We start from the raw sequence: 22,995 nt of genomic DNA on the forward strand, positions 1-22,995 counted from the left end.
GTTCCATTGTCACCGCGGGGGCGGCGGTGTCACTTCAGGCGGTCCCGAACGCGCTCCCGCATCGACGCCATCGTGAAACCGCGCGGATCCACCTTCCCCGACTGCCACTCCAGATGGCCGATGACCGACCGTTCCGTCCAGCCGTGGTGGCGGCAGATCGCCGCGGCGACCCGCTCGATCGCCTCCAGCTGGGCCGCCGGCCACGGGTCCTGGCCGTCGCCGAGGTTCTCGCACTCGAAGCCGTAGAAGTGCCGGTTGCCGTCGGTGTTCGCCTCGTTGTCGTGGGGGAGGGCCTTCTCGGCGATCACGGCGCGCAGGACGTCGTCGTCGCCGAGCCCCGCGTGGTTGGCGCGGCCGTAGCCGACGAGGTGGACGCGGCCGTCCTTGGTGATCACGCCGTGGCAGAGCGGGCCGGGGAGGTCCGCGTAGCCGTCCCGGCACAGCTCGACCGTGCGCGCGCTGCCCTTGGTCACCGTGTGGTGGATCATCACGCCGTGCACCGGGCCCCAGGGGCCCTTGTGGTTGCGGTTGTGGTGTCTCCAGTCGCCGACCTGGACGACGGTGACGCCCTCGTCCTGGAGAGCCTCCAGGAAAGCGTTCGCGGACATGGGTGGGGCCATGCCGCCTCCTTCACGTGCGCGACGGCCGCTCCTTCGCGGCTCGCCTGATATTGCTGCTTGTACCGGAGGCGGGCGGACCGGGACTACCTGGTTCGTACGGTGTGCGAGCTGTTTCGGACACCGGGCCGGGAACCATGTGCGAGATCTCGGTATTGCCCAGTTATCGAAGATCCATTCCAACTCTTTCGTGTAATAGCACCAGCACACTCCGTGATGGAAGGCTTGCCCGCAGATCGATGCCCCGGCGCAGACCGGCGCGGGAGCATGACCGGGAGGGCAATTCTCATATGTCGGTAGGCGAAGAGGTCCGCACTGAGCAGGGCCGGCCGCAGCAGAGTCTCGGTACGGCGGCCGCGCGGAACCTGGCCACCACGACCAAGTCCGCACCCCAGATGCAGGAGATCAGCTCCCGCTGGCTGCTGCGCACGCTGCCCTGGGTGAACGTTCAAGGCGGTACGTACCGCGTGAACCGGCGGCTGACCTACGCCGTGGGGGACGGCCGGGTCACCTTCGTGAAGACGGGCGACCGGGTCGAGGTCATCCCGGAGGAGCTGTGCGAACTGCCGGCGCTGCGGTCCTACGAGGACGAGGAGGTGCTCACCGAGCTCTCCCGGCGTTGCCAGCAGCGCGAGTTCGCCCCGGGCGACGTGATCGCCTCGTTCGGCAGCCAGGCCGACGAGGTGTTCCTGCTGGCGCACGGCAGGGTGGAGAAGATCGGCACGGGGCCCTACGGCGACGACGCGGTTCTCGGAGTCCTCGCCGACGGCGCCTACTTCGGCGACCACGCGCTGCTCGACCCCGACGCCATCTGGGAGTACACCGCGCGCGCGGTCACCGCCTGCACGGTGCTCGTCCTGCCGCGGAACGACGTCGACCAGGTAGCGGAGCGCACCGACACCCTGGGCGAGCACCTCCAAGCGCTGCGTTCGACCCCCGAGCAGAGCACCAACAAATACGGTGAGAAGGCGATCGACCTCGCCGCCGGCCACAGCGGCGAACCGGACATCCCGCACACCTTCGTCGACTACGAGGCCCGGCCGCGCGAGTACGAACTGAGCGTCGCCCAGACCGTGCTGCGCATCCACTCGCGCGTGGCCGACCTCTACAACCAGCCGATGAACCAGACCGAGCAGCAGCTCCGGCTGACCGTGGAGGCGTTGAAGGAGCGCCAGGAGCACGAGCTGGTCAACAACCGGGAGTTCGGGCTGCTCAGCAACTGCGAGTACGACCAGCGCCTCCAGCCGCACGACGGTGTGCCGAGCCCCGACGACTTGGACGAACTGCTCAGCAGGCGGCGCGGCACCAAGCTGCTGCTCGCCCATCCGCGCGCGATCTCCGCGATCGGCCGTGAGCTCAACAAGCGCGGACTCGTCCCCGAGACCATCGACGTGGGCGGCAACCGCATCCCCACCTGGCGCGGTGTGCCGATCTACCCGTGCAACAAGATCCCGGTGACCGAGGCCCGTACGACCTCCATCATCGCGATGCGCACCGGGGAGGCCGAGCAGGGCGTGATCGGTCTCCAGCAGGCCGGCATCCCCGACGAGATCGAGCCGAGCCTGTCGGTGCGGTTCATGGGCATCAACGAACAGGCCATCATCAAGTACCTCGTGACCGCCTACTACTCGGCCGCGGTCCTGGTGCCCGACGCGCTCGGCGTGCTGGAGAACGTCGAGATCGGCCGCTGGAGGTGACGTTTCTCCAGCTGGGAACCGTGTTCCCGCCCCCACGGGCGGGTACACCCCGGTCGTACGCGCCCAGTCGCGGCGGAACCGCCACCGTCCGCGGACCCTCCGAGGGGAACCCCATGGCCGAGTTCACGACGGAGGCGAAACAGCACCCGGCGGGGACGGACCCGCTCGACGGGCACGAGGCGGCGGTGATCCTGGAGCGGGCCCGGGTGTCGGTCGACCCCGTGCTGCGCGCGGCGATCGACTCGCTGCCCGGGTCCATGCGCCGGATCGCGCTCTACCACTTCGGCTGGGAGCACGCCGACGGGACCCCGGCGGCGGGCAACGCGGGCAAGGCCATACGGCCCGCGCTCGTCCTGACCGCGGCCGACGCCCTGGGGGGAGCTCAGGCGCGGGAAGCGGCGGTACGGGTGGCCGCGGCGGTGGAGCTGGTCCACAACTTCACCTTGCTCCACGACGACGTGATGGACCGGGACACCACCCGTCGGCACCGGCCCACCGCGTGGACCGTGTTCGGCGAGGCCGACGCGATCCTCGCCGGGGACGCGCTCCAGGCACTCGCGCTCGGGCTGCTCGCCGAGGATCCGCACCCGGCGGCCGGGGCCGCCGCCGTCCGGCTCGCGGCCTGTGTCGTCGAGCTGTGCGCCGGTCAGCAGGCGGACACGGCGATGGAGAAGCTGGGCCCCGGAGAGGTCACCCTCGACGAGGTCCTGGCCATGGCCGAGGCCAAGACGGGCGCCCTGCTCGGGTGCGCCTGTGCGCTGGGCGCGCTGTACGCGGGCGCGCCGGAGGGGGACGTCGAGGCGCTGGACGCGTTCGGCCGGGAGGCCGGGCTCGCCTTCCAGCTCATCGACGACGTGATCGGCATATGGGGCGACCCGGCCCGTACCGGCAAGCCGGCCGGCGCCGACCTCGCCGTCCGCAAGAAGTCGCTGCCGGTGGTGGCCGCGCTGGCCTCCGGCACGCCGGCGGCCGCGGAACTGGCGGCGCTCTACGCGGCGCCGTACGTGAAGGGGGAGCTGGACCGGACGGCACGCGCCGTCGAGGAGGCCGGCGGGCGCGACTGGGCGCAGACCGAGGCGGCCGACCGGATGGCCCGCGCGATGCGGGAGCTGTCCCGTGCGGTGCCCGAGCCGGAGGCGGCGGAGGGGCTGCTGGCGCTCGCGGAGTTTGTGACACGGCGCAGCAGTTGAGCGCTGGGATGGTGAAGGGCCGTACTGCTCTCCGGAAGGGGACGACTCCGGAAGGGGACGACTCCGGAAGCGGCCGATCAAGACCCCGGACCTCTGGGGGCGTGCGGTTCCTGACCCCGCGCGCCCCGAGGGGCTCCGGCCGGCGGGTCCCGCACATCCCCACGGTGTGCGGGCCCCGCCTTCCTGTACCGAGCCTTCTTGTGCCGCCCCCGTCCCACTGATCCCTACGCACCGGCTAGTCTCAACGCCCGTACGATCAACGTCAGTTGACACGAGGGGCGGCGGAACATGGGTGTGGCGATCCGGACGGCGGGCGAAGGGGACCGTGAGCTGGTCGTCGGACTGCTGGACGCGGCGTTCCAGGACGACCCGGTCAGCCGCTGGGTGTTCCCGGGCGACGAGCACCGCCGTACGACCCACCCCCGGCTGATGGCCGCCTTCACCGACATCGTGCTGGCCGAGGGGCGCGTCGACGTCACCGAGGACGGTACGGCCTGTGCGCTGTGGCTGCCGGTGCCCGAGGGCGAGCACGGGGACGAGGACGAGGCGGCTGCCGACGGCCCCGCCGAACTGCGGGCGGAGATCGACCCGGACAACGAACGCGTGGAGCTGATCGGCCGGCTGACGGCGGACGTCCACCCCGCCGGCCGGGCTCACGAGTACCTCTGGATGATCGGCGTGGCCCCGGACCACCAGGGCCAGGGCCTTGGCACCGCGCTCATCGCCTCGGTCCTCGACCGCTGCGACCGCGAGGGGCTGTCCGCCTACCTGGAGGCGAGCAGCGCCCGCAGCCGAGCCCTCTACGAACGCCTCGGCTTCAACCCCGTCGGCCCCGCCCTGACCCTCCCCGACGGCCCCCGGATGTGGCCGATGTGGCGCGACCCCCGGAACTGATCCGCCCGCGCCACAGCCCCGCCCGGGCCGTCTCCGGGCCGCCCGCCCAGGCGCCCCCGAGCCACGCCCGCCCCCACGGCAACTGAGGCCATACCGGCACGCCCCTGAGCCCCTCAAGCAGGTCTCCGGGTCAGGCATGCCCCTGAGCTCCTGGGGCGGGTCTCCGAGCCGAACCATCCCGAGCCCCCGGCAGACTCTCAACCCAGGCACGCCCCTCGGCCCAGGCCCCCTGCACCCCGCCCGCACGCCCCCGTCTCACCCCTCCGGCACCACAGCCCGCACGATCCGCTCCACCATCCCCTCCGGCACTCCCACCCCCGGCAGCACCCCCTCCAGCACCCCCGGCAGGGTCAGGTGTTCCAGGAGGAGGCCGAGCATGGCGAGGTAGAGGACCGTGACCGTCTCGTCGCCGCCGGGCAGCCCCGCGTCCCGGTGGAACTCCATGCCGTACTCCAGGTCCCCGCGCACCGACTTGGTGTAGGACGCGCGGAGTTCGGGGCGCCGGGTGGCTTCGAGGCGCATCTCCAGGAGGGCGAGGTAGCCGGTGCGGTCGTGGGTCGCGCGGGCCATGAGGTCGTGCATGAACGCCGTGACCAGTGCGCGGTCCTTCGGTCTCGTCATCAGCTCGGCGAGCACGGCGGGGTCGGGCGCCAGCCGGACATGGAGCCGGGCGTCCATCTGGCGGAGCAGGTCGTCGCGCCCGGTGAAGTAGTTGGAGGAGGTCCCCACGGGCACCCCCGCCGCCGCGTCCACCGCGCGGAAGGTCAGCCCTCGCGCCCCCTCCCGTGACAGCACCTCCACCCCCGCGTCGACCAGCGCCGCCCGTCGCTCCGGATTGCTCGCCATACGGAATCCCCTCTCCTACTTCCGCCGGTTCCCGAAAACGCCTTGCAACCACTACAAGTGAAGCACTACAACTGAAGTCGTTCAACTGACAGAGGCAACCGGCAGCCGACGGAAAGAGACCAGCTTGCGAAAGCTCACGTACTTCATCGCCTGTTCGATCGACGGCTTCATCGGCGACGAGAGCGGCGACGCGGCGTTCATGATCCCGCTCGTCGACGAGGAGTTCTTCGAGTACCTGAAGACCGAATACCCGGAGACCCTGCCCACCCACGGCCGCCGGCCCCTCGGCATCGACGACCTGCCGAACCGGAAGTTCGACACCGTCATCCAGGGCCGCGCCAGCTACGACCTGGCGTTGAAGGACGGCGTCACCAGCCCCTACGCCCACCTGCGCGAGTACGTCGCCTCCCGCACCCTGACCGAGTCGCCCGACCCGAACGTCGAGATCATCGGCGACGACCTGGTCGGCAGGGTCCGCGAACTCAAGGCCGAAGAGGGCGGGTTGGGGATCTACCTGTGCGGCGGGGCCCAGATCGCCGGTGAACTGTTCGACGAGATCGACGAGATCGTCGTCAAGACCTACCCGATCACCCTCGGCACGGGCATGCCGATGTTCCGCTCCGCCTTCTCGTTCACCATGTTCGGACTCGACGACTTCCGCGCGTTCGGCAACGGCATCTTCGTGCGGACGTACAGCAGGAAGCGCTGAGGCCCCCGTCGCCCTACTCTGAAGGCATGGACAGCGAAAAACGCGCCTGTCCCGCCTGTGGGCAGTCGGTCGAGACGGTGGTCAAGCGCCACAAGACGCTGGGTGCGTGGGTTCCGGTCTGGGTGGCCGGACCGTGCCGCAATCCGAAGTGCGAGTCCTACGTCGAGGAGGGCGCCGAGCCCGGGGACGAGCGCGCGAAGAAGATCGGCAGAAAAAGCGCCGCGAAAAAAACCTGAACCCTGTCGAGAACCCCGGCCCGGCTCCGACGTTCCCGGTGAGAGCCGCCCAGGAGGGGTGGCCGGAGCCGAAGGAGCGGACTCATGAAGTACCTGGTCCTGGTACAGGGAACACAGATCGACTACGAGGCCATGCGCGGCAAGGGCTCCCCGGGCTCCCCGGCCTGGAGCGAGCAGGACATGCAGGCGATGTTCGCCTACATGGGCGCGATCAACGACGACCTGGCCGAGACCGGCGAGATCGTCGACGGGCAGGGCCTCGCCGAGCCCGCGAAGATCCGGCACGTCGGCCTCGGCGACGACGGCAAGGCCGTGATCACCGACGGACCGTACAGCGAGACCAAGGAGCTGATGGCCGGCTACTGGGTGCTGGACTGCGCGAGCCTGGAGCGGGTCACGGAGATCGCCGAGCGCGTCGCCCGCTGCCCGCAGCCCGCGGGCGCCCCCACGTACCCCGTGGTGATCCGCCCCATCCTGGACGGCGGCGGGGACATCTGAGATCCGTGGGACGCACCACCGACGTCGAGGACCTGCTGCGCCTGCACGCGCCGCAGGTCCTCGGCGCGCTGGTCAGGCGGTACGGGCATTTCGACAGCGCCGAGGACGCCGTACAGGAGGCGCTGCTCGCCGCGGCCGGGCAGTGGCCGGAGAGCGGGGTGCCGGACAATCCACGCGGCTGGCTCATCAAGGTGGCCTCGCGGCGGCTGGTGGACGCGCTGCGGGCGGAGGACGCGCGCCGGGCCCGGGAGGAACGGGCGGTGGCCCTCGCCCTCCCGCCGGGACCGGAACGGCTGCCGCAGGAGGACGACACCCTCTCCCTGCTCTTCCTGTGCTGCCACCCCGACCTGCCCCCGCCCGCGCAGATCGCCCTCACCCTCCGCGCGGTCGGCGGTCTGACCACCACCGAGATCGCCCGCGCCTACCTGGTGCCCGAGCCGACCATGGCCCAGCGGATCAGCCGCGCCAAACAGAAGCTGCGGGGCGTGCGGTTCGGGCGGCCCGACAACTGGGTGGAGCGGCTGCCGGCCGTCCTCCACACGCTGTACCTGATCTTCAACGAGGGCTATACGGCGACCTCCGGCCCCGCCCTCCAGCGCCGCGACCTCGCCGGCGAGGCGATCCGGCTGACCCGCGCCGTCCACCGGCTCCTCCCGGACACCGGCGAGGTCACCGGCCTGCTCGCCCTGATGCTGCTCACCGACGCCCGCCGCGAGGCCCGCACCGGCCCGCACGGCGACCTCGTCCCCCTCGACGAACAGGACCGCGACCGCTGGGACCGGGCCGCGATCGAGGAGGGCGTCGCCCTGATCACCCATGCCCTGAGCAGCGGACCGGTCGGCCCCTACCAACTGCGCGCCGCCATCGCCGCCGTACACGACGAGGCGCCGTCCGCGGACGGCACCGACTGGCGGGAGATCCTCGGCCTCTACGACGTCCTGGTCCGTCTCGTCCCCGGTCCCGTCGAGCGCCTCAACCGGGCCGTCGCCGTCGCCATGGTCCACGGACCCGCGGCGGGCCTCACCGAAGTGGACGCCCTGGACGGCGAGTTGGGGCACCGGCGGGATGCCGTACGGGCGCATCTGCTGGAGCGCGCCGGGTCGTACGACGAGGCCCGCGCCGCCTACGAGTCGGCGGCCGGGCAGACGCTGAGCCTGCCCGAGCAGCGCTATTTGCGAAGGCGGGCGGCGCGGCTGAGGCCTTAACGTGAGCCCATGTCCACGCCCATCGTGCACCTGACCGAACGCCCCCTCTGGGAAGCCGCCCGCGCCCGCGGCACATACGAGATGTCGACCCGCGGCAAGACCCTCCAGGAGGAGGGCTTCATCCACTGCTCGACGCGCGAGCAGCTCCCCAAGGTCGCGGCCTTCCTCTACGGCTCCTACGACGGCCCCGACGAGCTGGTGCTCCTGGTCATCGACCCGGACCGGCTCGATGTCCCGCTGCGGTACGAGGCCCCGAAGCCGGGTGCCGAGGAGTTCCCGCACATCTACGGGCCGCTCCCGGTGGCTGCCGTGGTCGACGTGGAGGCGTGGGCGTGACGCGACGGCCTCGGTTATGGCGGTGGATCCTGATCGTGTGGGTCGTCGCCGTGGCCGTCGGCGGCGGCCTCACCTGGTGGCTCCAGGACTCGGCGGAGCCCGGCGGGCCGTACGGCTGGGAGGAGGCCAGTCCGACGCCCTCGCTCCCCGAGGGGTGGCAGGAGCAGTGCGGGCTCGACACGGCCGACCCGCGGGAGGGCGACGCCCTCTGCTTCATCAGGACGCGCTAGGGAGCCCACCGGTCTCCGGGTCCCGGCCGGTCAGGCAGTACGTGCCGCCGGCCGGGTCGCGCAGCACCGTCCAGTGGGTGCCGTGGGAGACCGTCACGGCACCCAGCTCCTCGTGCCGGGCCCGGGTCGCCTCGATGTCCGCGCAGGCCAGGTCGAGGTGGGCGGAGGCCGCGCGCTCCTCGTCGAGCCGCTGGAGCAGGACGCGGACCGGGAACCCGGGCGGTGGCACGAGCACGTGGAACTCCGGGAGGGAGCCCGGGCGGGACGTCCAGTCCGGCAACAGGGCGGTCCAGAAGGCCACTTCGGCGTCGTAGGCCGAGGGCGCGAGGTCGAGGCAGACCTGGTCGAGGCGGCTGCCGTGGACGACGGGTGGGCGGACCGACTCGCCGTGCCAGGGCACCGCGCAGAACAACTGCCCGGCGGGGGAGCGCAGTACGGCCCAGCCCTCGTGCTCGGCGGCCATGGTCGCGCCCAGCCGCAGGGCCGTCTTCACGAACCCCGACACGTCGTCCACGGAGAAGTCCAGATGGGCGCCGCCGCCCTCGTAGACCCCCTGGATCTTGACGCAGGCGTCGGCGTCGGCCGGCACCAGGGTCGCGAACTCGTCGCGCGGGCCGCGTGGCGCGGACAGCCGGGTGTCCGTGACCGCCGTCCAGAACTCCTGCGCCTGGCCGAGGAGTTCGGCGGGGCGGTCGACGAAGGCGTAGGTCCAGCGGATGCTCATGCCGGCGATCGTAGGTCAGCCGGCCTGCATGAACCGCAGCATATTTCCGGCGGGGTCCCGGAACGCGCAGTCCCGCACGCCGTACGGCATGTCCGTCGGTTCCTGGAGCACCTCGGCGCCGGACTCCCGGACCCGGGCGAAGAGGGCGTCGCAGTCCTCGGTGGTGAAGTTGACCCCGCGCAGCACGCCCTTGGCCAGCAGCTGGTCCATCGCCTCCCGGTCGGCGGGGGAGAGATCGGGGTTGGCCGCGGGCGGCTCCAGGACGATCGAGACGTCCGGCTGGAGCGGCGAGCCGACGGTCGTCCACCGCATGCCCTCGTACTTCACGTCGTTGCGGATCTCCAGGCCCAGCACGTCGCAGTAGAACGCGATCGCCTTGTCATGGTCGTCGACGGCGATGAAACAGGTGTGGAGTTTCAGGTCCATGGGGCCAACCTAAGGCGAAAGCCCGCCCTATGCCCGTCTCGGACGCGTGTACGCCCGCACCACGCAGGGCGGGATCTCCGCGCTCTCCTCGTGCGAGCGGGCCCGGTAGGAGCTCGGCGTCTCGCCCACCAGTTCGGTGAACCGGGAGCTGAAGGAGCCGAGCGAGGTACAGCCGACCGCCATGCAGACATCGGTCACGGAGAGGTCGCCGCGACGCAGCAGGGCCTTGGCGCGTTCGACGCGGCGGGTCATCAGATAGCCGTACGGGGTCTCGCCGTACGCCTCCTTGAAGCTGCGCTGGAAGTGGCCCGGGGACATCAGGGCGGTGCGGGCGAGGGCCGTCACGTCGAGGGGCTCGGTGTACTCGCGGTCCATGCGGTCGCGCGCCTGCCGCAGCCTCACCAGATCGTCACGGTTCACCTCGTCAGCATCGCACGGAGGCTGGCATTCCCGGTAAGGCCTTCGCTCACCCGGGCGGGAGGGCGAGGCCGGCGGCGGGGTCGGCCGCGTGGGCGCGGACCGCGGGCAGTTGGGCGTAGAACGCCTCACCCGGGCATTCGGTGTTGTAGCCGTCGCGGTGGCCGATGATCGTCGGGTACGTCAACCGCGTGCCCGCCGTCCAGGACGTGCCGAAGTAGTTCTTGCCGTCCGCACCCGCCGTCAGCGTGGTCGTGCCGTTCGGGTCGACCCCGTACAGGCCGAGCTTCCACGCCGCGAGCCGGGCGACCGAGGTCATCGCCGCCGTGGACGGGGCGTTCCGCGTGTAGGTGCCTAGCACCGAGACGCCGGTGGTCTGGCCGTTGAAGCCGTAGGTGTGCGCGCCCAGCACCGGGAGGCCGACGCCGCCCTTGCGGCCCTCGTAGACCGTGCCGCACTTGTCGACGAGGAAGTTGTAGCCGATGTCCTTCCAGCCCAGCGTCTTCACGTGGTACGCGTAGATGCCCCGGACGACGGCCGGCGCCTGGTCACAGGTGTAGTCGTTGGAGTTGACGGTGTGGTGGACCGTGACCGCCTTGATCTTCCCGCCCGGCAGATACGCCGGAGACTGCGGGCTGATCGACTCGTCGGCGCCCCAGCCGGCCCGCGAGGTGATCGGCGGTTTCGGCGCGGTGGACGGCGACTCGGTGGCGTCCCTCGGGAAGGCGGTCGGTTCCAGGCCGGACACCGTGCCGGTGCCCGGGTCGACCATGTCGAGGCGCAGCCCCTCCGGCAGCTCGGCCGAGGACGCGACGTCCACCCGTACCTCCACGCCGTCGGAGGCCCCGGCCCAGACCGGCTCGGTCCCGCCGCGGGTGGCGCCCGGGTCACCCTCGCCGCCGTCCTCCAGCGTCCGCCACGTCGACCACATGCCGGTCCCGGCGTCCCGGGTACGGGCCTCGATCGTGGCGTCCACCCGCGCGGACGGGTCGGACCAGGTGAGGCCGAGCAGGCTGAAGACCGCGGTGTCGCGCCGGCCGAGCCTCGCCGAGGTGCCGTCGGCGGCCACGGAGAGCCGCGCCGTGCGGGTGCTGGTCTCGACGGGCGGTGGCTTCCCGTCGTCCGAAGCGCCCTGGGCCGGACGCCCGGTCGCGCCCTGGACGAGCAGTGCCCCGGTCACCGCGGAGGCCGTCAACGCGGCCGTCCTCCACCAACGACGTCTCATCTCGGCGCGCACACCTTTCGTGAAAGGAAGGTATGCGGAACGTAAACGACTAAAAGGCCATCAATCGGGAGGAACACGCTGGATATACGCGACGGCGGCGCAGTGATATGTATCACTGCGCCGCCGTACGGCGAGACTTGGTGAGGCTCAGGCCTTCTTGGTCTCCCAGAAGATCTTGTCGATCTGGGCGATGTAGTCCAGAGCCTTCTGGCCGGTGGCCGGGTCGGTCGAGGCCTTGGCGGCCGAGAGGGCCTTGAGGGCGTCGTTGACCAGCTGGTGCAGCTCCGGGTACTTCTCGAAGTGCGGGGGCTTGAAGTAGTCGCTCCAGAGCACGGAAACGTGGTGCTTCGCGAGCTCGGCGCGCTGCTCCTTGATGACCGTGGCGCGAGCCTGGAAGTGAGGGTCGTCGTTGGCGGCCATCTTGTCCTGGACGGCCTTCACCGACTCCGCCTCGATGCGGGCCTGGGCCGGGTCGTACACACCGCAGGGCAGGTCGCAGTGTGCGCTGACCTTGACCTTGGGGGCAAACAGGCGGGAAAGCATGGAGCATTCCTTCCTCGTGATCGTCTTCTCAGGTGGGACATTACTCCCTGCGAGACGGGTTTTCGCGAGTGCCCCCATGGGCTTAGGACAAAAGTCCAGGGTCGGACTCAGACTGGTGGAGGAACGGACCGGGGAGGTGCCGGGGATGCCGGAGCTGTCGCAGGAGACCGAGCAGAGAGGGGCGCTCCTGCCCTTCGGGCTGGCCGAGGTGACCGGACCGTCGATGGTGCCCACGCTGCACCACGGCGACCGGCTCGTCGTGCAGTACGGCGCTCGGATCCGGCCGGGTGACGTGGTGGTCCTGCGCCATCCGTTCCAACAGGACCTGCTGGTCGTGAAACGGGCCGCGGAACGCCGCGAGGGCGGCTGGTGGGTGCTCGGGGACAACGCGTACGCGGGCGGCGACAGCACCGACTACGGGGTCGTGCCCGTCGAGTTGATCCTGGGCCGGGTGCGCTTCCGGCACCGGCCGCGCAAGCCCGGTCAGCGTTCGCCGTTCGCCGTCGCGCGCTGGGCTCTGTCGGCCGCGAGGCCGGTCTTCTCCGACCGGTCGGCCTCCAGGCGCTTGCGGGCGCGGTAGGCGGCCACGTTGGCGCGGGTGGCGCAGCGGTCCGAGCAGTAGCGCCGGGAGCGGTTCGTGGAGGTGTCCAGATAGGCGTTGCGGCACGGCGACGCCTCGCACAGGCCGAGGCGGTCCACGCCGTACTCCGTCATGTGGAAGGCCAGGCCCATCGCGGCGATGGCCGCGTAGCCGGCGGTGGCGTTGGAGGGATGGTCCGCCAGGTGCATGTGCCACAGCGGGCGGCCGTCGTCGTCGCGGTGGTCGTGCCCGGAGATCTGGGGGCTGACCGGGAACTCCAGCAGCAGCGAGTTCAGCAGGTTCACCGAGAGGGTCTCGTCGCCGCCGTCCGCGGCCTCGAAGACGGCCCGCAGCCGAGCGCGGACCGAGCGGAACCGGCTGACGTCGGCCTCGGTGGCGCGCCGGCCCGCGTCCTGACTGGCGCCGAAGAGCTCGCGAACGGCCTCGACCGAGGTCAGTGACTCCTTGCCCCGGGCCGGGTCCTCGCTGTTGACGAGACGCACGGCGTAGTCCGAGTAATAGGCCAGTTCCACTTGTAGTCCTTACGGAGGCGTTCTATGGTCGTCGTGCGGTCCGGGTAACAGCTGATCGTGCTTCCAGGGTATTACGTTGGCGTCTGAAGAGGGGGCTCCCATGACCACCAGTACCGGAACCGACTGGCAGGCCTGGCAGGAGAGCTGGGACCGGCAGCAGGAGTGGTACATGCCCGACCGCGAGGAACGCTTCCGGATCATGCTCGACATGGTCGAGGCCCTCGTCGGACCCCGCCCGCGCGTGCTGGACCTCGCGTGCGGCACGGGAAGTATCATGGCCCGGCTGCTCGCGCGGTTCCCGGAGGCCACCAGCACCGGCGTCGACCTCGACCCGGCGCTCCTGGCCATCGCCGAGGGCACCTTCGCCGGCGACGACCGGGTCACCTTCGTGACGGCCGACCTCAAGGACCCGGACTGGCCGGCCGGGCTGCCGTACGAGTCCTACGACGCCGTCCTGACCGCCACGGCCCTGCACTGGCTGCACAGCGAACCCCTCGCGGCCCTCTACGGTCAGGTCGCGGGGCTGGTCCGCGACGGCGGTGTCTTCATGAACGCGGACCACATGATCGACGAGACCACGCCCCGGATCAACGCGGCCGAACGCGCCCAGCGCCACGCCCGTATGGATCAGGCCAAGGCGGACGGCGCCCTCGACTGGTCCGAGTGGTGGCAGGTCGCCGCCAAGGACCCGGCGCTGGCCGAGCCGACGGCCCGCCGCTTCGAGATCTACGGCGACCACGCCGACGGCGACATGCCCTCGGCGGCCTGGCACGCGCGCGTACTGCGCGAGAAGGGCTTCGGGGAGGCGCGCCCGGTGTGGTGCTCACCCTCGGACACACTCCTGCTCGCGGTGAAGTAGCGCGGCAGCGCGGGGGAACGACGAAGGGGCGGTACGGGAATCCCGTACCGCCCCTTCGTCGTCGTACGACGGTCAGAGCACCTTGGAGAGGAAGGCCTGTGTCCGTTCGTGCTGCGGGTTCGTCAGGACCTCGCGCGGGTTGCCGGACTCGACGACCACGCCGCCGTCCATGAAGACCAGGCTGTCGCCGACCTCGCGGGCGAAGCCCATCTCGTGGGTGACGACGACCATCGTCATGCCGGACTCGGCGAGGTCGCGCATGACGTCGAGGACGTCACCGACCAGCTCCGGGTCGAGGGCCGAGGTGGGCTCGTCGAAGAGCATCAGCTTCGGGTCCATGGCGAGGGCCCGGGCGATGGCGACGCGCTGCTGCTGGCCGCCGGAGAGCTGCGAGGGGTAGTTCTTCGCCTTGTCGGCGAGGCCGACCCGCTCTAGCAGCTCGCCCGCCCGCTCCCTGGCCTGGGCCTTGCCGACGCCCTTGACCTGGATCGGCGCCTCCATGACGTTCTCCAGGGCCGTCATGTGCGGGAACAGGTTGAACCGCTGGAACACCATGCCGATGTCCCGGCGCTGGAGCGCGACCTCGCTGTCCTTGAGCTCGTACAGCTTGTCGCCCTTCTGGCGGTAGCCGACCAGCTCGCCGTCGACGTACAGCCGACCGGCGTTGATCTTCTCCAGGTGGTTGATGCACCGCAGGAACGTCGACTTGCCGGAGCCGGAGGGGCCGATGAGGCAGAACACCTCGCCCTGCCTGACCTCCAGGTCGATGCCCTTGAGGACCTCCACGGGGCCGAAGGACTTGTGGACGCCCTCGGACTTCACCATCGCGGTCATGCCGCACCCCTTTCGCGGCCGAGCGACAGCATGTTCGCCTTGACCTTCTGCCACGGCGTCGACGGCAGCTGACGCGTCGTACCGCGCGCGTAGCGCCGCTCCAGGTAGTACTGGAAGACGCTGAACACGCTGGTCATGACCAGGTACCAGATGGAGGCCACGAAGAGCAGCTCCATCACCGCGTACGACGTGGAACCGATCGTCGACGTGGCGCGCAGCAGCTCGTTGTACGTCACCGCGTACACCAGCGACGAGGTCTTCAGCATGTTGATGAACTCGTTGCCGGTCGGCGGCACGATCACCCGCATCGCCTGCGGGATGACGATCCGGCGCAGCGTCTTGGCGTGGCTCATGCCGAGCGCGTGCGAGGCCTCGGTCTGGCCCTCGTCCACGGCCATCAGACCGGCGCGGCAGATCTCCGCCATGTACGCCGCCTCGTTCAGGCCCAGTCCGAGCAGGGCGCACATGAACGGGGTCATGACGTCCGTCATCTCGTCCTTGTAGATCGGACCGAGATTCAGCATCGGGAAGATCAGCGCCAGGTTGAACCACAGCAGGAGCTGGACGTAGACCGGCGTCCCGCGGAAGAACCAGATGTAGACCCAGGCCACCCAGCTCGTCACCGGGTTCTTGGAGAGCCGCATGACGGCCAGCACGATGCCGAGGACCACGCCCAGGATCATCGCCAGGACGCTGATCAGCAGGGTGCGGCCGGCGCCCGCGATGACCGTGGAGTCGAAGACGGTGTCACCGACCGCGCTCCACTGGATCTTCTTGGCGGTGGCGAACGCGTTGACCAGCAGGCCCACCAGCGCCAGGACCACGACGGCGCTGACGTAGCGGCCGTAGTGGCGGACCGGGATGGCCTTGATCGCCTCCGGCGGGACGGAGGCCTCCTTGGAGACCGGCGGAGTCGAGTCCGCCGGCTCCTTGTCGAACTTGTCAGTCACAGTGACTGCCCTTCAGCGTTACGGGACGGTCACTTGCCGCCGTTGATCGCGGCCTTGTCGATGGCACCGCTCTCGGCGCCCCACTTCTCCAGGATCTTCTTGTACGTGCCGTCCTTGATGATCGCGTTGACGGCTTCCTCGAGAGCGGAGGCGAGCTCCTTGTTGTCCTTGTTCACCGCGATGCCGAACGGACCGGCGTCGACCTGCTCGCCGACGACCTCGAAGGCGTTGCCGCCGTCGGCCTTGCGGGCCATGTCGATGGCGACCGGGTAGTCGTTGACGCCGGCGACCGCGCCACCGGACTTCACACGGGTCTGGGCCTCGGTGTCGTTCTCGAACGGCTCGATGGTGATCTTCTTGTCACCGCCGTCCGTGCACTTCTTGGACTGGTCCTTCAGCGCCTGCTCGTACGTCGTGCCCCGCTGCACCGCGGCCGTCTGGCCGCAGAGGTCGGCGATCGAGTTGATCTTCTTCGGGTTGCCCTTCTGGACGTACACGGCGGTACCGGCCGTGAAGTAGTCGACGAAGTCGACACCCGGGCCGAGCTTCTTGCCCTTGTCGTCCAGACCCTCCTGGCGCGCCTTGGTGTCCGTGATGGAGGACATGGCGGCGTCGTAGCGGCCGGAGTTGAGGGAGGTGATCAGACCGTCGAAGGAGCCGGAGGTGAACTTGAACTCCACGCCCAGCTGCTTGCCCAGCGCGGCGGCGATGTCCGGGTCGACACCGACGATCTTGCCGCCCTCCTGGTACTCCATGGGCGCGTACTCGGCGTTGGTGCCGACCTTGATGACACCCGCCTTCTGGATCTTGGCGGGCAGCTTGTCGAAGAGCGGGGCGTCGTTCGTCGACGCCGACTCGTTGGAGCCCTCCGTCTGGTCACCGCAACCGGTGAGAATCAGGGCGCCAGCGACCGCGATCGCACCTACCGCGGCAATCCTGGAACGCGCGGTGGTCGTACGACGGGTGGAGCTTGCGGTCATGGTGGGTTCCTCCGGCGGATGGGTGGAGTTGCCGATGGGGCGGGGCGCTGCCGACGGGATCGACAGTGCCGTGGGTCGACGAGAACACACGTCTTCGAGTGTCGCGACCTCGTGTGATTACGGCATCTTGCCATTCGGACTGAGCCATTCAGGGGACCCGTCATGTCAAAATCAGATAACGGGTGACCCCCGAACCGCATCAGGACGGACATCACGACCGCACCTTCTGCGGGAATCAGTCGTTCCGGCCGGAGGATCTTCGGCATATCTCACGATGTGAGCGACACCTTGACGGCTCGGCCTCTGTTCGAGTCCGTGTCAAGAGACGGTCGAGGGCGTGTCCGCATATTTGGCCATGATTCATGTCACCGACCGGGGGCCCACGGGGCCCGTCATGTGACCTTGCACTTATGGACTCGTCGCAGGTGCCGTCCGTCCGGTAAGAAGGTTCTTTACACCCCTCATCCGGGGCTCAGGGCGCGTGTGCGGCGCGCCCGTCGCGCATGGCTCGTACGCATCACCGATCTGGACCATGCGCGGTGCCCGCCCACTTCTCAACCAGGAGTGGCCACCCTCAAACCATGAATATCTAAGGGGTAGAACAAAGTGGCAGCGGAGATCGTCAATCCTCGCAGCGACAGCGATACGGGTCACGACGGCGGGGCGGAGCCCCTCGATTCCTTCGACCCGGCCTTCGCCCTGCACCGCGGCGGCAAGATGGCCGTGCAGGCCACCGTGCCCGTCCGTGACAAGGACGACCTGTCCCTCGCGTACACGCCCGGCGTGGCGAAGGTGTGCAGCGCCATCGCCGAGCAGCCCGACCTGGTCCACGACTACACATGGAAGTCCTCGGTCGTCGCCGTCGTCACGGACGGTACGGCGGTGCTCGGACTCGGTGACATCGGGCCCGAGGCCTCCCTTCCGGTCATGGAAGGCAAGGCCATCCTCTTCAAGCAGTTCGGCGGCGTGGACGCGGTGCCGATCGCGCTGGCCTGCACGGACGTCGACGAGATCGTCGAGACCGTGGTCCGGCTCGCCCCGTCCTTCGGTGGTGTGAACCTGGAGGACATCTCGGCGCCCCGGTGCTTCGAGATCGAGAAGCGTCTCCAGGACGCGCTCGACATCCCGATCTTCCACGACGACCAGCACGGCACGGCCGTCGTGACGCTGGCGGCCCTGCGCAACGCCGCGCGGCTGACCGGGCGTGGGCTCGGTGAGCTGCGGGCGGTCATCTCGGGTGCCGGCGCGGCCGGTGTCGCCATCGCGAAGATCCTCGTCGACGCCGGGATCGGGGACGTCGCCGTCGCCGACCGCAAGGGCGTGGTGTCGGCGGACCGGGACGACCTGACCCCGGTCAAGCGGGAGCTCGCCGGGTTCACCAACAAGGCCGGCATCAGCGGGTCCCTGGAGGCCGCCCTCGAAGGCGCCGACGTCTTCATCGGCGTCTCCGGTGGCACGGTGCCGGAGGAGGCGGTGGCGTCGATGGCCGAGGGCGCGTTCGTCTTCGCCATGGCCAACCCGAACCCCGAGGTGCACCCGGACGTCGCGCACAAGTACGCGGCGGTCGTGGCGACGGGCCGGTCCGACTTCCCGAACCAGATCAACAACGTCCTGGCGTTCCCCGGCATCTTCGCCGGTGCGCTCCAGGTGCGGGCGTCCCGGATCACCGAGGGCATGAAGATCGCGGCGGCGGAGGCGCTGGCGGCGGTCGTCGGTGACGACCTCGCTGCGGACTACGTGATTCCGTCGCCGTTCGACGAGCGGGTGGCTCCGGCGGTGACCGCGGCGGTTGCTGCCGCGGCTCGTGCGGAGGGTGTGGCTCGCCGTTGAGGTGACCTGTGCCTAGGTGGCCCCGTCCGGGTTCTTTCCGGGCGGGGCCATTTCTTTACCCGGGGGCAGGGCTGTCCGGGTGGTTTCCTCGCCCCCGCCGCCCCTACCCGTCCCATCCTCCAGGGGGCTCCGCCCCCTGGACCCCCGTCGGCCCTTGAGGGGCCTTGTCCTCAAACGCCGGACGGGCTGAATTTGCTCGAGCGCAAGAGGGCGTGTGTCACAGGGGTCCGCGGTTCCCCCGAGCCGCGTCGGACCCTATCGTCAACATCATGTTCGCTGCCTACGCCGCCCGCATCGACCGTGATCAGCCGCTCAACGGCCTCGAGTTGGGGGAGCGTCCGGCTCCCGAGGTCCGCCCGGGCTGGAGTGTGATCGACGTCAGGGCCGCTTCCCTCAACCATCACGATCTCTGGTCCCTGAAGGGTGTCGGGCTGTCCGAGGACAAGCTGCCGATGATCCTCGGCTGTGACGCCGCCGGAGTGGACCAGGACGGCAACGAGGTCGTGCTGCACTCCGTGATCGGTCAGTCCGGCCACGGCGTCGGGCCCAAGGAGCCCCGGTCGATCCTCACCGAGCACTACCAGGGCACCTTCGCCGAGCAGGTCGCCGTGCCGACCTGGAACATCCTGCCCAAGCCGAAGGAGCTCTCCTTCGCGGAGGCCGCCTGTCTGCCCACCGCGTGGCTGACGGCGTACCGGATGCTCTTCACCAACGCCGGTGTACGCCCCGGCGACTCCGTCCTGGTGCAGGGCGCCGGCGGCGGTGTCGCCACGGCCGCGATCGTGCTCGGCAAGGCCGCGGGTCTGCGGGTCTTCGCCACCAGCCGGGACGAGGCCAAGCGGAAGCGGGCCATCGAACTCGGTGCCGTGGAGGCGCTGGAGTCGGGGGCGCGGCTGCCGCAGCGGGTGGACGCCGTCATCGAGACCGTCGGCGCGGCCACCTGGTCCCACTCGGTGAAGTCGCTGAAGCCCGGCGGCACGCTGGTCATCTCCGGCGCGACCAGCGGTGACCGGCCCTCGCATGCCGAGCTGACCCGGATCTTCTTTCTGGAGCTCAAGGTGGTCGGCTCGACCATGGGGACCAAGGACGAGCTGGAGGACCTGTTGTCCTTCTGTGCCGCCACGGGGGTCAGGCCCGTGATCGACGAGGTGCTGCCGCTGGACCGGGCCCGGGAGGGCTTCGAACGGCTGGCGTCGGGCGAGCAGTTCGGCAAGATCGTGCTCACGCATTCCTGACGTGGGGGGAGTGGGGCGGGTCCGGATCGCCGGGCCCGCCTTTTCCGTGCCCGGTGCGTCAACTTTGGTTGACATGCCGAGGGTGTCAACGTAGGTTGACGTCATGACCGAAGCAACAGATCTCGCCCAGCGGGCGGGCGACCGTGACCCACGGGTGGGTCTGCGGGCCGTCGCCGCACTGCGCCGGCTGCTGGAGCAGCTGGAGTCGGTACAGGTGCGCAGCGCGCGCAACCAGGGCTGGTCGTGGCAGGAGATCGCCGCGGAACTAGGTGTGAGCAGGCAGGCCGTGCACAAGAAGTACGGGAGGCATTGATGTTGGAGCGGTTCACGAAGGACGCCCGCGCAGTCGTGCAGACGGCGGTCGGGCAGGCCGAGGCGACGGGCGCGGCCACCGTCGAAGCCGAGCACCTGCTGCTCGCGCTGCTCGACCGCGAGGCGAGCCGCGGGTCCTTCGCGCTGGCTTCGCTGGGCCTCACGGCGGAACGGAAGGAGTCGGTACGGCAGTCCCTGGCCGAGGCCCGGCGCCGCGCCGGCCTCTCCCAGGCCGAGGCGGACGCCCTCGCCGGACTCGGCATCGACGTCGCGGAGATCGTCGCCCGCGTCGAGGAGGTGCACGGCGTCGGCGCGATGTCCGGTGACCGCAAGGACAAGGGCTGGTGGTCGTCCGGTCGCCGCACCTTCGGCCGAGACGCCAAGGACGTCCTGGAACGCTCCCTGCGCACCGCCGTAGCCCGCCGCGACCGGCACATCGGCGACGAACACATCCTCCTCGCCCTCACCACCCGCCCCGGCGTACCGGGCGAGGTACTCGCCGACCACGGAGTCACCCACGAGGCCCTGACCCGCGTGCTCTACGGCGAGGGCGGGGGTGAGGGCGAGACCGAGGCGAAGGCCGGCTGAACGGACCGCTCTCGGGGTGCAGGGCTTGGGCTCCGGGCTCGGGCTCGGGCTCGGGCTCCGGGGTCCGGGGTCCGGGGTCCGTGCCCAGGCTCCGGGCCTCGGCCCCGACTCCCGGGCTCAGGTCTTCCAGCCTCAGGCTTCCGCCACGCGGTCTTCAGGCCTTCGCGCCTCAGGCATCGAGCCCCGAGTTCTGGGGTCCCAGGCCCTCCAGTCTCAGCCCCCGGCTCCCGGCCTCCGGCCCTCGGCTCCCGGCCTCCGGCTCCCGGCTCCCGGCCTCCGGCCCTCGGCTCCCGGCCTCCGGCTCCCGGCCTCCGGCCCTCGGCTCCCGGCCTCCGGCTCCCGGCCCTTGGCCCCCGGTCCCGGCCCTCGGCTCTCGGCCCCCGGTCCCGGCCTTCCAGCCCCACGCTTTCGCCGCAGGCCTCTGCCCCTCAGGCCTTCGGCGTTCGCAGCAGTGACCCGATGTGTGCTGCCGCTGTCGAGAGGTGGTGGCGGGCGGCTCGGAGTTGGTCCGGGGTGACGCCGTGGTCTCGGGCCGTGTCGCGGATGTCGTCCCGGAAGCGGTCGAGGAGGCGGTCCAGATCGCGGGTCGGGTCGCCGGTGCCGTCCTCGTGGGCCCAGGAGGGTTCGTAGTCGGCGGGGAAGTCCTCCGGGGTCTGCGTGTACTCGGGTGTGCTCGGCGCCGACTTCGGGTCGACCTTCTCCGCGTGGCCGTGGCCGTGGCCGTGGCCGAAGCCGAAGTCCTTGCCGAACTCCCTGCCGTAGTCCCGCCCGAAGTCGCCGAACTCCTTGGCCAGTTCCGTCAGGCCCTCGCGCACCCCCGTCGGCCAGTCGCCCCGCGCGAAGTGGTCCTGGACCTGTTCCTGGACCCGCCGTGCGATGCGCTGGACCTCCTCCTGGGCCTGGACCCGTGCCCGCTCCTGAGCCTCCTTGGCCTGGCGCCGGGCCCGCTGGGCCTCCTCGCGGGCCCGGCGGCTCTCGTCCTTGGCGCGCCGGGCCTGCTCCTTCCACTCCTGCTTGACGCGGCGCATCTCCTCCTTGGCCGCCCGCCACGCCTCCTTGTCGGCGTGGTCCCCGAAGTCCCCCACGGGGCCGTCCTGTTCGGCCCCGCCACCGCGACGGGCCTCCGAGGCGGCCGCCCGCATCTCGCGCCGCAGGTCGCCCGCCGCGCCACGCACATCGGCCCGGATCTCGGCGGCGAGCTCGGCGACCGACTCGCGGATCTCCAGCTCCAGGTCGGCCAGCTCCCCGCTGCGGTCGGCCAGTTCGGCGCGGCCCGCGTCCGTGATGGCGTACACCTTGCGGCCGCCCTCGGTGGTGTGGGTGACCAGGCCCTCGGCCTCCAGCTTGGCGAGGCGGGGGTAGACGGTGCCGGCCGACGGTGCGTACAGCCCCTGGAAACGCTCCTCCAGCAGCCGGATCACCTCGTAGCCGTGGCGCGGGGCCTCGTCGAGCAGCTTCAGCAGGTAGAGGCGGAGGCGGCCGTGGGCGAAGACGGGAGGCATGTCAGAGCACCTTCTTGTCGGTCGTGCCGTCGGCCGGGGCGCCGGCTGTGCCGTCACCCGGACCGGAAACGGAATTGTCCCCCGAGTCGCCCGGCCCATCGGCCACCGGGCCCCCGTCCTCCACGTCCACGGGGTCCGCCGGGTCCACCGGGTCCACGTCCCACGGCTCCTCCTCGGCCGGCGGGCGGCGCAGCAGGGCGATCGAGCCCGAGACGGTGGTCGCCTTGAGGCTGCCGTTGCCCGTGCCGAGCCGGCCGGTGATCCGCTTGGCGCCCCACTGGCCGCCGACGCGCAGGTCCTCGAAGGCGTTGGAGACCGATCCGCTCGCGGTGTTCGCCTCCACCTCCGCGTCCGCCGGGTGGGGGAGGCGGATGGCGATCTCACCGGAGACGCTCGTGAGGTTGATGTCGGTCGGGCGGCTCGTCGGATCGAGGTCGACGATCATCGAACCGCTCACCGAGTCCGCCTTGACCGAGGAACCCGCCTCCACCACGGTCAGGTCCCCGGAGACGGAGTTGAAGCGGAGGTCGCCGCGCAGGGCCTGTGCCTCCAGGCTGCCCGAGACGGTGTCGGCGCGGACGCTGCCGGTCAGCCCCACCAGTGTCGTGTCGCCGGTGACCCCCTTCACCTCCGCACGTCCGTCGATGCCCGAGACCACGGCCGCGGCGCCCACCACCCCGACCTCGACCAGGGTGTCGGCCGGCACGGCCAGCGAGACGACGGCACTGCGTCGCCAGCCCTTGCGGTCCAGCCACTTGAGGAAGCCCTTCCAGGGCAGGTCGTCGTAGGCCACCGTGAGGGTGCCGCCCTCCTGGGTCACCGTCAGGGGTGGTCCCTCCAGCTCGGAGACCTCCAGGCGGGCGGAACCTTCGTCGGTGCCCACCACGTTCACCGTTCCGTTGACGATGCGTACATGGAGTCGGCTCACCGGCTCGTCGAACGTGAGCTTCCTCGGCTCCGACACGGACCACTCGGACATGGTGCAGACCTCCCCGTGAC

At 70.5% G+C, this 22,995-nt stretch carries 28 protein-coding genes; 15 read left to right on the top strand and 13 right to left on the bottom strand.

The genetic code is table 11. The annotated features are described in order from the left end of the window. Positions 1 to 29: 29 nt before the first annotated feature. Positions 30 to 620 carry an N-acetylmuramoyl-L-alanine amidase gene (locus ABKA17_RS03440; protein WP_353690300.1) on the bottom strand — a complete coding sequence of 197 codons (591 nt, stop codon included), beginning with the start codon at positions 618 to 620 and terminating at the stop codon, positions 30 to 32. 287 nt (positions 621 to 907) lie between these two features. Here ABKA17_RS03440 and ABKA17_RS03445 point away from each other — a divergent pair, with 287 nt between their 5' ends. From ABKA17_RS03445 to ABKA17_RS03455, 3 genes are all read left to right on the top strand, one after another. After that, positions 908 to 2,314 (top strand): family 2B encapsulin nanocompartment shell protein, encoded by a 1,407-nt coding sequence (locus ABKA17_RS03445; protein WP_353690301.1) that lies wholly within the window; start codon positions 908 to 910, stop codon positions 2,312 to 2,314. Between the two features lie 113 nt (positions 2,315 to 2,427). Continuing rightward, positions 2,428 to 3,504 (top strand): family 2 encapsulin nanocompartment cargo protein polyprenyl transferase, encoded by a 1,077-nt coding sequence (locus ABKA17_RS03450; RefSeq protein ID WP_353690302.1) that lies wholly within the window; start codon positions 2,428 to 2,430, stop codon positions 3,502 to 3,504. 288 nt (positions 3,505 to 3,792) lie between these two features. Beyond that, positions 3,793 to 4,398 carry a GNAT family N-acetyltransferase gene (locus ABKA17_RS03455; protein ID WP_353690303.1) on the top strand — a complete coding sequence of 202 codons (606 nt, stop codon included), beginning with the start codon at positions 3,793 to 3,795 and terminating at the stop codon, positions 4,396 to 4,398. Positions 4,399 to 4,653: 255 nt separating this feature from the next. Here ABKA17_RS03455 and ABKA17_RS03460 read toward each other — a convergent pair whose 3' ends face one another. Continuing rightward, entirely contained in the window at positions 4,654 to 5,244 is a 591-nt protein-coding gene (locus tag ABKA17_RS03460) for a TetR/AcrR family transcriptional regulator (RefSeq protein ID WP_353690304.1), read from the bottom strand. Positions 5,245 to 5,368: 124 nt separating this feature from the next. Here ABKA17_RS03460 and ABKA17_RS03465 point away from each other — a divergent pair, with 124 nt between their 5' ends. The 6 genes from ABKA17_RS03465 (at position 5,369) to ABKA17_RS03490 (ending at position 8,458) form a co-directional block, all read left to right on the top strand. Then, the gene (locus ABKA17_RS03465) at positions 5,369 to 5,953 is read left to right on the top strand and encodes a dihydrofolate reductase family protein (protein ID WP_353690305.1); all 585 of its coding nucleotides are present in this window, start codon (positions 5,369 to 5,371) and stop codon (positions 5,951 to 5,953) included. Between the two features lie 26 nt (positions 5,954 to 5,979). Continuing rightward, positions 5,980 to 6,189, top strand: a complete 210-nt coding sequence (locus ABKA17_RS03470; RefSeq protein ID WP_353690306.1) for an LITAF-like zinc ribbon domain-containing protein — start codon at positions 5,980 to 5,982, stop codon at positions 6,187 to 6,189. Between the two features lie 84 nt (positions 6,190 to 6,273). After that, positions 6,274 to 6,687 carry a YciI family protein gene (locus ABKA17_RS03475; RefSeq protein ID WP_353690307.1) on the top strand — a complete coding sequence of 138 codons (414 nt, stop codon included), beginning with the start codon at positions 6,274 to 6,276 and terminating at the stop codon, positions 6,685 to 6,687. A gap of 5 nt (positions 6,688 to 6,692) precedes the next feature. Beyond that, positions 6,693 to 7,892, top strand: coding sequence for an RNA polymerase sigma factor (locus ABKA17_RS03480; protein WP_353690308.1), 1,200 nt, complete (start codon positions 6,693 to 6,695; stop codon positions 7,890 to 7,892). Between the two features lie 9 nt (positions 7,893 to 7,901). Beyond that, entirely contained in the window at positions 7,902 to 8,228 is a 327-nt protein-coding gene (locus ABKA17_RS03485; RefSeq protein ID WP_353690309.1) for a DUF952 domain-containing protein, read from the top strand. A gap of 35 nt (positions 8,229 to 8,263) precedes the next feature. After that, on the top strand, positions 8,264 to 8,458 hold the full coding sequence (locus ABKA17_RS03490) for a hypothetical protein (RefSeq protein WP_353690310.1): 195 nt from the start codon (positions 8,264 to 8,266) through the stop codon (positions 8,456 to 8,458). Here ABKA17_RS03490 and ABKA17_RS03495 read toward each other — a convergent pair. The 5 genes from ABKA17_RS03495 to sodN form a co-directional block, all read right to left on the bottom strand. Further along, complete coding sequence (locus ABKA17_RS03495; protein ID WP_353690311.1) at positions 8,445 to 9,182, bottom strand: VOC family protein; 738 nt, start codon at positions 9,180 to 9,182, stop codon at positions 8,445 to 8,447. The genes ABKA17_RS03490 and ABKA17_RS03495 overlap by 14 nt on opposite strands. Before the next feature lie 15 nt (positions 9,183 to 9,197). Continuing rightward, positions 9,198 to 9,608, bottom strand: coding sequence for a VOC family protein (locus ABKA17_RS03500; protein WP_353690312.1), 411 nt, complete (start codon positions 9,606 to 9,608; stop codon positions 9,198 to 9,200). 27 nt (positions 9,609 to 9,635) lie between these two features. Continuing rightward, positions 9,636 to 10,028: a helix-turn-helix transcriptional regulator gene (locus ABKA17_RS03505; RefSeq protein ID WP_353690313.1), complete on the bottom strand. Its 393-nt coding sequence runs from the start codon at positions 10,026 to 10,028 to the stop codon at positions 9,636 to 9,638. Positions 10,029 to 10,074: 46 nt separating this feature from the next. Further along, positions 10,075 to 11,250: a peptidoglycan recognition protein family protein gene (locus ABKA17_RS03510; protein ID WP_353690314.1), complete on the bottom strand. Its 1,176-nt coding sequence runs from the start codon at positions 11,248 to 11,250 to the stop codon at positions 10,075 to 10,077. Positions 11,251 to 11,397: 147 nt separating this feature from the next. Further along, a complete protein-coding gene (gene sodN / locus ABKA17_RS03515) occupies positions 11,398 to 11,793 on the bottom strand; it encodes a superoxide dismutase, Ni (protein ID WP_005480378.1) in 396 nt (131 codons plus the stop codon). 145 nt (positions 11,794 to 11,938) lie between these two features. On the opposite strand from sodN, the gene sodX reads away from it, so the two are divergent. Then, a complete protein-coding gene (sodX, locus tag ABKA17_RS03520; protein ID WP_353690315.1) occupies positions 11,939 to 12,373 on the top strand; it encodes a nickel-type superoxide dismutase maturation protease in 435 nt (144 codons plus the stop codon). Here sodX and ABKA17_RS03525 read toward each other — a convergent pair. Further along, positions 12,277 to 12,906, bottom strand: a complete 630-nt coding sequence (locus tag ABKA17_RS03525; protein WP_353690316.1) for a CGNR zinc finger domain-containing protein — start codon at positions 12,904 to 12,906, stop codon at positions 12,277 to 12,279. The two genes, sodX and ABKA17_RS03525, sit on opposite strands and share 97 nt — an antisense overlap. Positions 12,907 to 13,006: 100 nt before the next feature. Here ABKA17_RS03525 and ABKA17_RS03530 point away from each other — a divergent pair, with 100 nt between their 5' ends. Beyond that, positions 13,007 to 13,765, top strand: a complete 759-nt coding sequence (locus tag ABKA17_RS03530; protein ID WP_353690317.1) for a class I SAM-dependent methyltransferase — start codon at positions 13,007 to 13,009, stop codon at positions 13,763 to 13,765. A gap of 72 nt (positions 13,766 to 13,837) precedes the next feature. On the opposite strand, the gene ABKA17_RS03535 is transcribed toward ABKA17_RS03530, so the two are convergent. From ABKA17_RS03535 to ABKA17_RS03545, 3 genes are read right to left on the bottom strand one after another with little or no spacing between them, the layout of a single operon-like run. Beyond that, entirely contained in the window at positions 13,838 to 14,599 is a 762-nt protein-coding gene (locus ABKA17_RS03535) for an amino acid ABC transporter ATP-binding protein (protein WP_353690318.1), read from the bottom strand. Then, positions 14,596 to 15,549 (bottom strand): amino acid ABC transporter permease, encoded by a 954-nt coding sequence (locus ABKA17_RS03540; protein ID WP_353690319.1) that lies wholly within the window; start codon positions 15,547 to 15,549, stop codon positions 14,596 to 14,598. Before ABKA17_RS03540 ends, ABKA17_RS03535 begins: the two co-directional genes overlap by 4 nt. A 29-nt stretch (positions 15,550 to 15,578) precedes the next feature. Continuing rightward, positions 15,579 to 16,529 (bottom strand): ABC transporter substrate-binding protein, encoded by a 951-nt coding sequence (locus ABKA17_RS03545; protein ID WP_353690320.1) that lies wholly within the window; start codon positions 16,527 to 16,529, stop codon positions 15,579 to 15,581. A gap of 606 nt (positions 16,530 to 17,135) precedes the next feature. Here ABKA17_RS03545 and ABKA17_RS03550 point away from each other — a divergent pair. The 4 genes from ABKA17_RS03550 (at position 17,136) to ABKA17_RS03565 (ending at position 20,494) form a co-directional block, all read left to right on the top strand. Further along, positions 17,136 to 18,359, top strand: a complete 1,224-nt coding sequence (locus ABKA17_RS03550; protein ID WP_353690321.1) for an NAD(P)-dependent malic enzyme — start codon at positions 17,136 to 17,138, stop codon at positions 18,357 to 18,359. 269 nt (positions 18,360 to 18,628) lie between these two features. Continuing rightward, positions 18,629 to 19,594, top strand: a complete 966-nt coding sequence (locus ABKA17_RS03555; RefSeq protein ID WP_353690322.1) for a zinc-binding dehydrogenase — start codon at positions 18,629 to 18,631, stop codon at positions 19,592 to 19,594. 103 nt (positions 19,595 to 19,697) lie between these two features. Continuing rightward, positions 19,698 to 19,907, top strand: coding sequence for a helix-turn-helix domain-containing protein (locus tag ABKA17_RS03560; RefSeq protein ID WP_353690323.1), 210 nt, complete (start codon positions 19,698 to 19,700; stop codon positions 19,905 to 19,907). Beyond that, positions 19,907 to 20,494, top strand: a complete 588-nt coding sequence (locus ABKA17_RS03565) for a Clp protease N-terminal domain-containing protein (protein ID WP_353690324.1) — start codon at positions 19,907 to 19,909, stop codon at positions 20,492 to 20,494. Before ABKA17_RS03560 ends, ABKA17_RS03565 begins: the two co-directional genes overlap by 1 nt. 428 nt (positions 20,495 to 20,922) lie before the next feature. Here the strand turns inward: ABKA17_RS03565 and ABKA17_RS03570 are convergent, their stop codons facing one another. Both ABKA17_RS03570 and ABKA17_RS03575 read right to left on the bottom strand, forming a co-directional pair. Continuing rightward, complete coding sequence (locus ABKA17_RS03570) at positions 20,923 to 21,996, bottom strand: PadR family transcriptional regulator (RefSeq protein ID WP_353690325.1); 1,074 nt, start codon at positions 21,994 to 21,996, stop codon at positions 20,923 to 20,925. A gap of 1 nt (position 21,997) precedes the next feature. Next, complete coding sequence (locus tag ABKA17_RS03575; protein WP_353690326.1) at positions 21,998 to 22,975, bottom strand: DUF4097 family beta strand repeat-containing protein; 978 nt, start codon at positions 22,973 to 22,975, stop codon at positions 21,998 to 22,000. Positions 22,976 to 22,995: the final 20 nt, after the last annotated feature.

This window comes from Streptomyces sp. RG80, from assembly GCF_040446465.1.
GTDB lineage: Bacteria > Actinomycetota > Actinomycetes > Streptomycetales > Streptomycetaceae > Streptomyces.

What these genes read in the sequence shown, in the direction of transcription:
- ABKA17_RS03445 (WP_353690301.1), top strand. Translation starts at nt 908, where the DNA reads ATGTCGGTAGGCGAAGAGGTCCGCACTGAGCAGGGCCGGCCGCAGCAG.
- ABKA17_RS03475 (WP_353690307.1), top strand. Translation starts at nt 6,274, where the DNA reads ATGAAGTACCTGGTCCTGGTACAGGGAACACAGATCGACTACGAGGCC.
- ABKA17_RS03470 (WP_353690306.1), top strand. Translation starts at nt 5,980, where the DNA reads ATGGACAGCGAAAAACGCGCCTGTCCCGCCTGTGGGCAGTCGGTCGAG.
- ABKA17_RS03495 (WP_353690311.1), bottom strand. Translation starts at nt 9,182, where the DNA reads ATGAGCATCCGCTGGACCTACGCCTTCGTCGACCGCCCCGCCGAACTC.
- ABKA17_RS03500 (WP_353690312.1), bottom strand. Translation starts at nt 9,608, where the DNA reads ATGGACCTGAAACTCCACACCTGTTTCATCGCCGTCGACGACCATGAC.
- ABKA17_RS03545 (WP_353690320.1), bottom strand. Translation starts at nt 16,529, where the DNA reads ATGACCGCAAGCTCCACCCGTCGTACGACCACCGCGCGTTCCAGGATT.
- ABKA17_RS03485 (WP_353690309.1), top strand. Translation starts at nt 7,902, where the DNA reads ATGTCCACGCCCATCGTGCACCTGACCGAACGCCCCCTCTGGGAAGCC.
- ABKA17_RS03535 (WP_353690318.1), bottom strand. Translation starts at nt 14,599, where the DNA reads ATGACCGCGATGGTGAAGTCCGAGGGCGTCCACAAGTCCTTCGGCCCC.
- sodN (WP_005480378.1), bottom strand. Translation starts at nt 11,793, where the DNA reads ATGCTTTCCCGCCTGTTTGCCCCCAAGGTCAAGGTCAGCGCACACTGC.
- ABKA17_RS03575 (WP_353690326.1), bottom strand. Translation starts at nt 22,975, where the DNA reads ATGTCCGAGTGGTCCGTGTCGGAGCCGAGGAAGCTCACGTTCGACGAG.
- ABKA17_RS03565 (WP_353690324.1), top strand. Translation starts at nt 19,907, where the DNA reads ATGTTGGAGCGGTTCACGAAGGACGCCCGCGCAGTCGTGCAGACGGCG.
- ABKA17_RS03450 (WP_353690302.1), top strand. Translation starts at nt 2,428, where the DNA reads ATGGCCGAGTTCACGACGGAGGCGAAACAGCACCCGGCGGGGACGGAC.
- ABKA17_RS03455 (WP_353690303.1), top strand. Translation starts at nt 3,793, where the DNA reads ATGGGTGTGGCGATCCGGACGGCGGGCGAAGGGGACCGTGAGCTGGTC.
- ABKA17_RS03560 (WP_353690323.1), top strand. Translation starts at nt 19,698, where the DNA reads ATGACCGAAGCAACAGATCTCGCCCAGCGGGCGGGCGACCGTGACCCA.
- ABKA17_RS03530 (WP_353690317.1), top strand. Translation starts at nt 13,007, where the DNA reads ATGACCACCAGTACCGGAACCGACTGGCAGGCCTGGCAGGAGAGCTGG.
- ABKA17_RS03555 (WP_353690322.1), top strand. Translation starts at nt 18,629, where the DNA reads ATGTTCGCTGCCTACGCCGCCCGCATCGACCGTGATCAGCCGCTCAAC.
- sodX (WP_353690315.1), top strand. Translation starts at nt 11,939, where the DNA reads ATGCCGGAGCTGTCGCAGGAGACCGAGCAGAGAGGGGCGCTCCTGCCC.
- ABKA17_RS03510 (WP_353690314.1), bottom strand. Translation starts at nt 11,250, where the DNA reads ATGAGACGTCGTTGGTGGAGGACGGCCGCGTTGACGGCCTCCGCGGTG.
- ABKA17_RS03440 (WP_353690300.1), bottom strand. Translation starts at nt 620, where the DNA reads ATGGCCCCACCCATGTCCGCGAACGCTTTCCTGGAGGCTCTCCAGGAC.
- ABKA17_RS03460 (WP_353690304.1), bottom strand. Translation starts at nt 5,244, where the DNA reads ATGGCGAGCAATCCGGAGCGACGGGCGGCGCTGGTCGACGCGGGGGTG.
- ABKA17_RS03570 (WP_353690325.1), bottom strand. Translation starts at nt 21,996, where the DNA reads ATGCCTCCCGTCTTCGCCCACGGCCGCCTCCGCCTCTACCTGCTGAAG.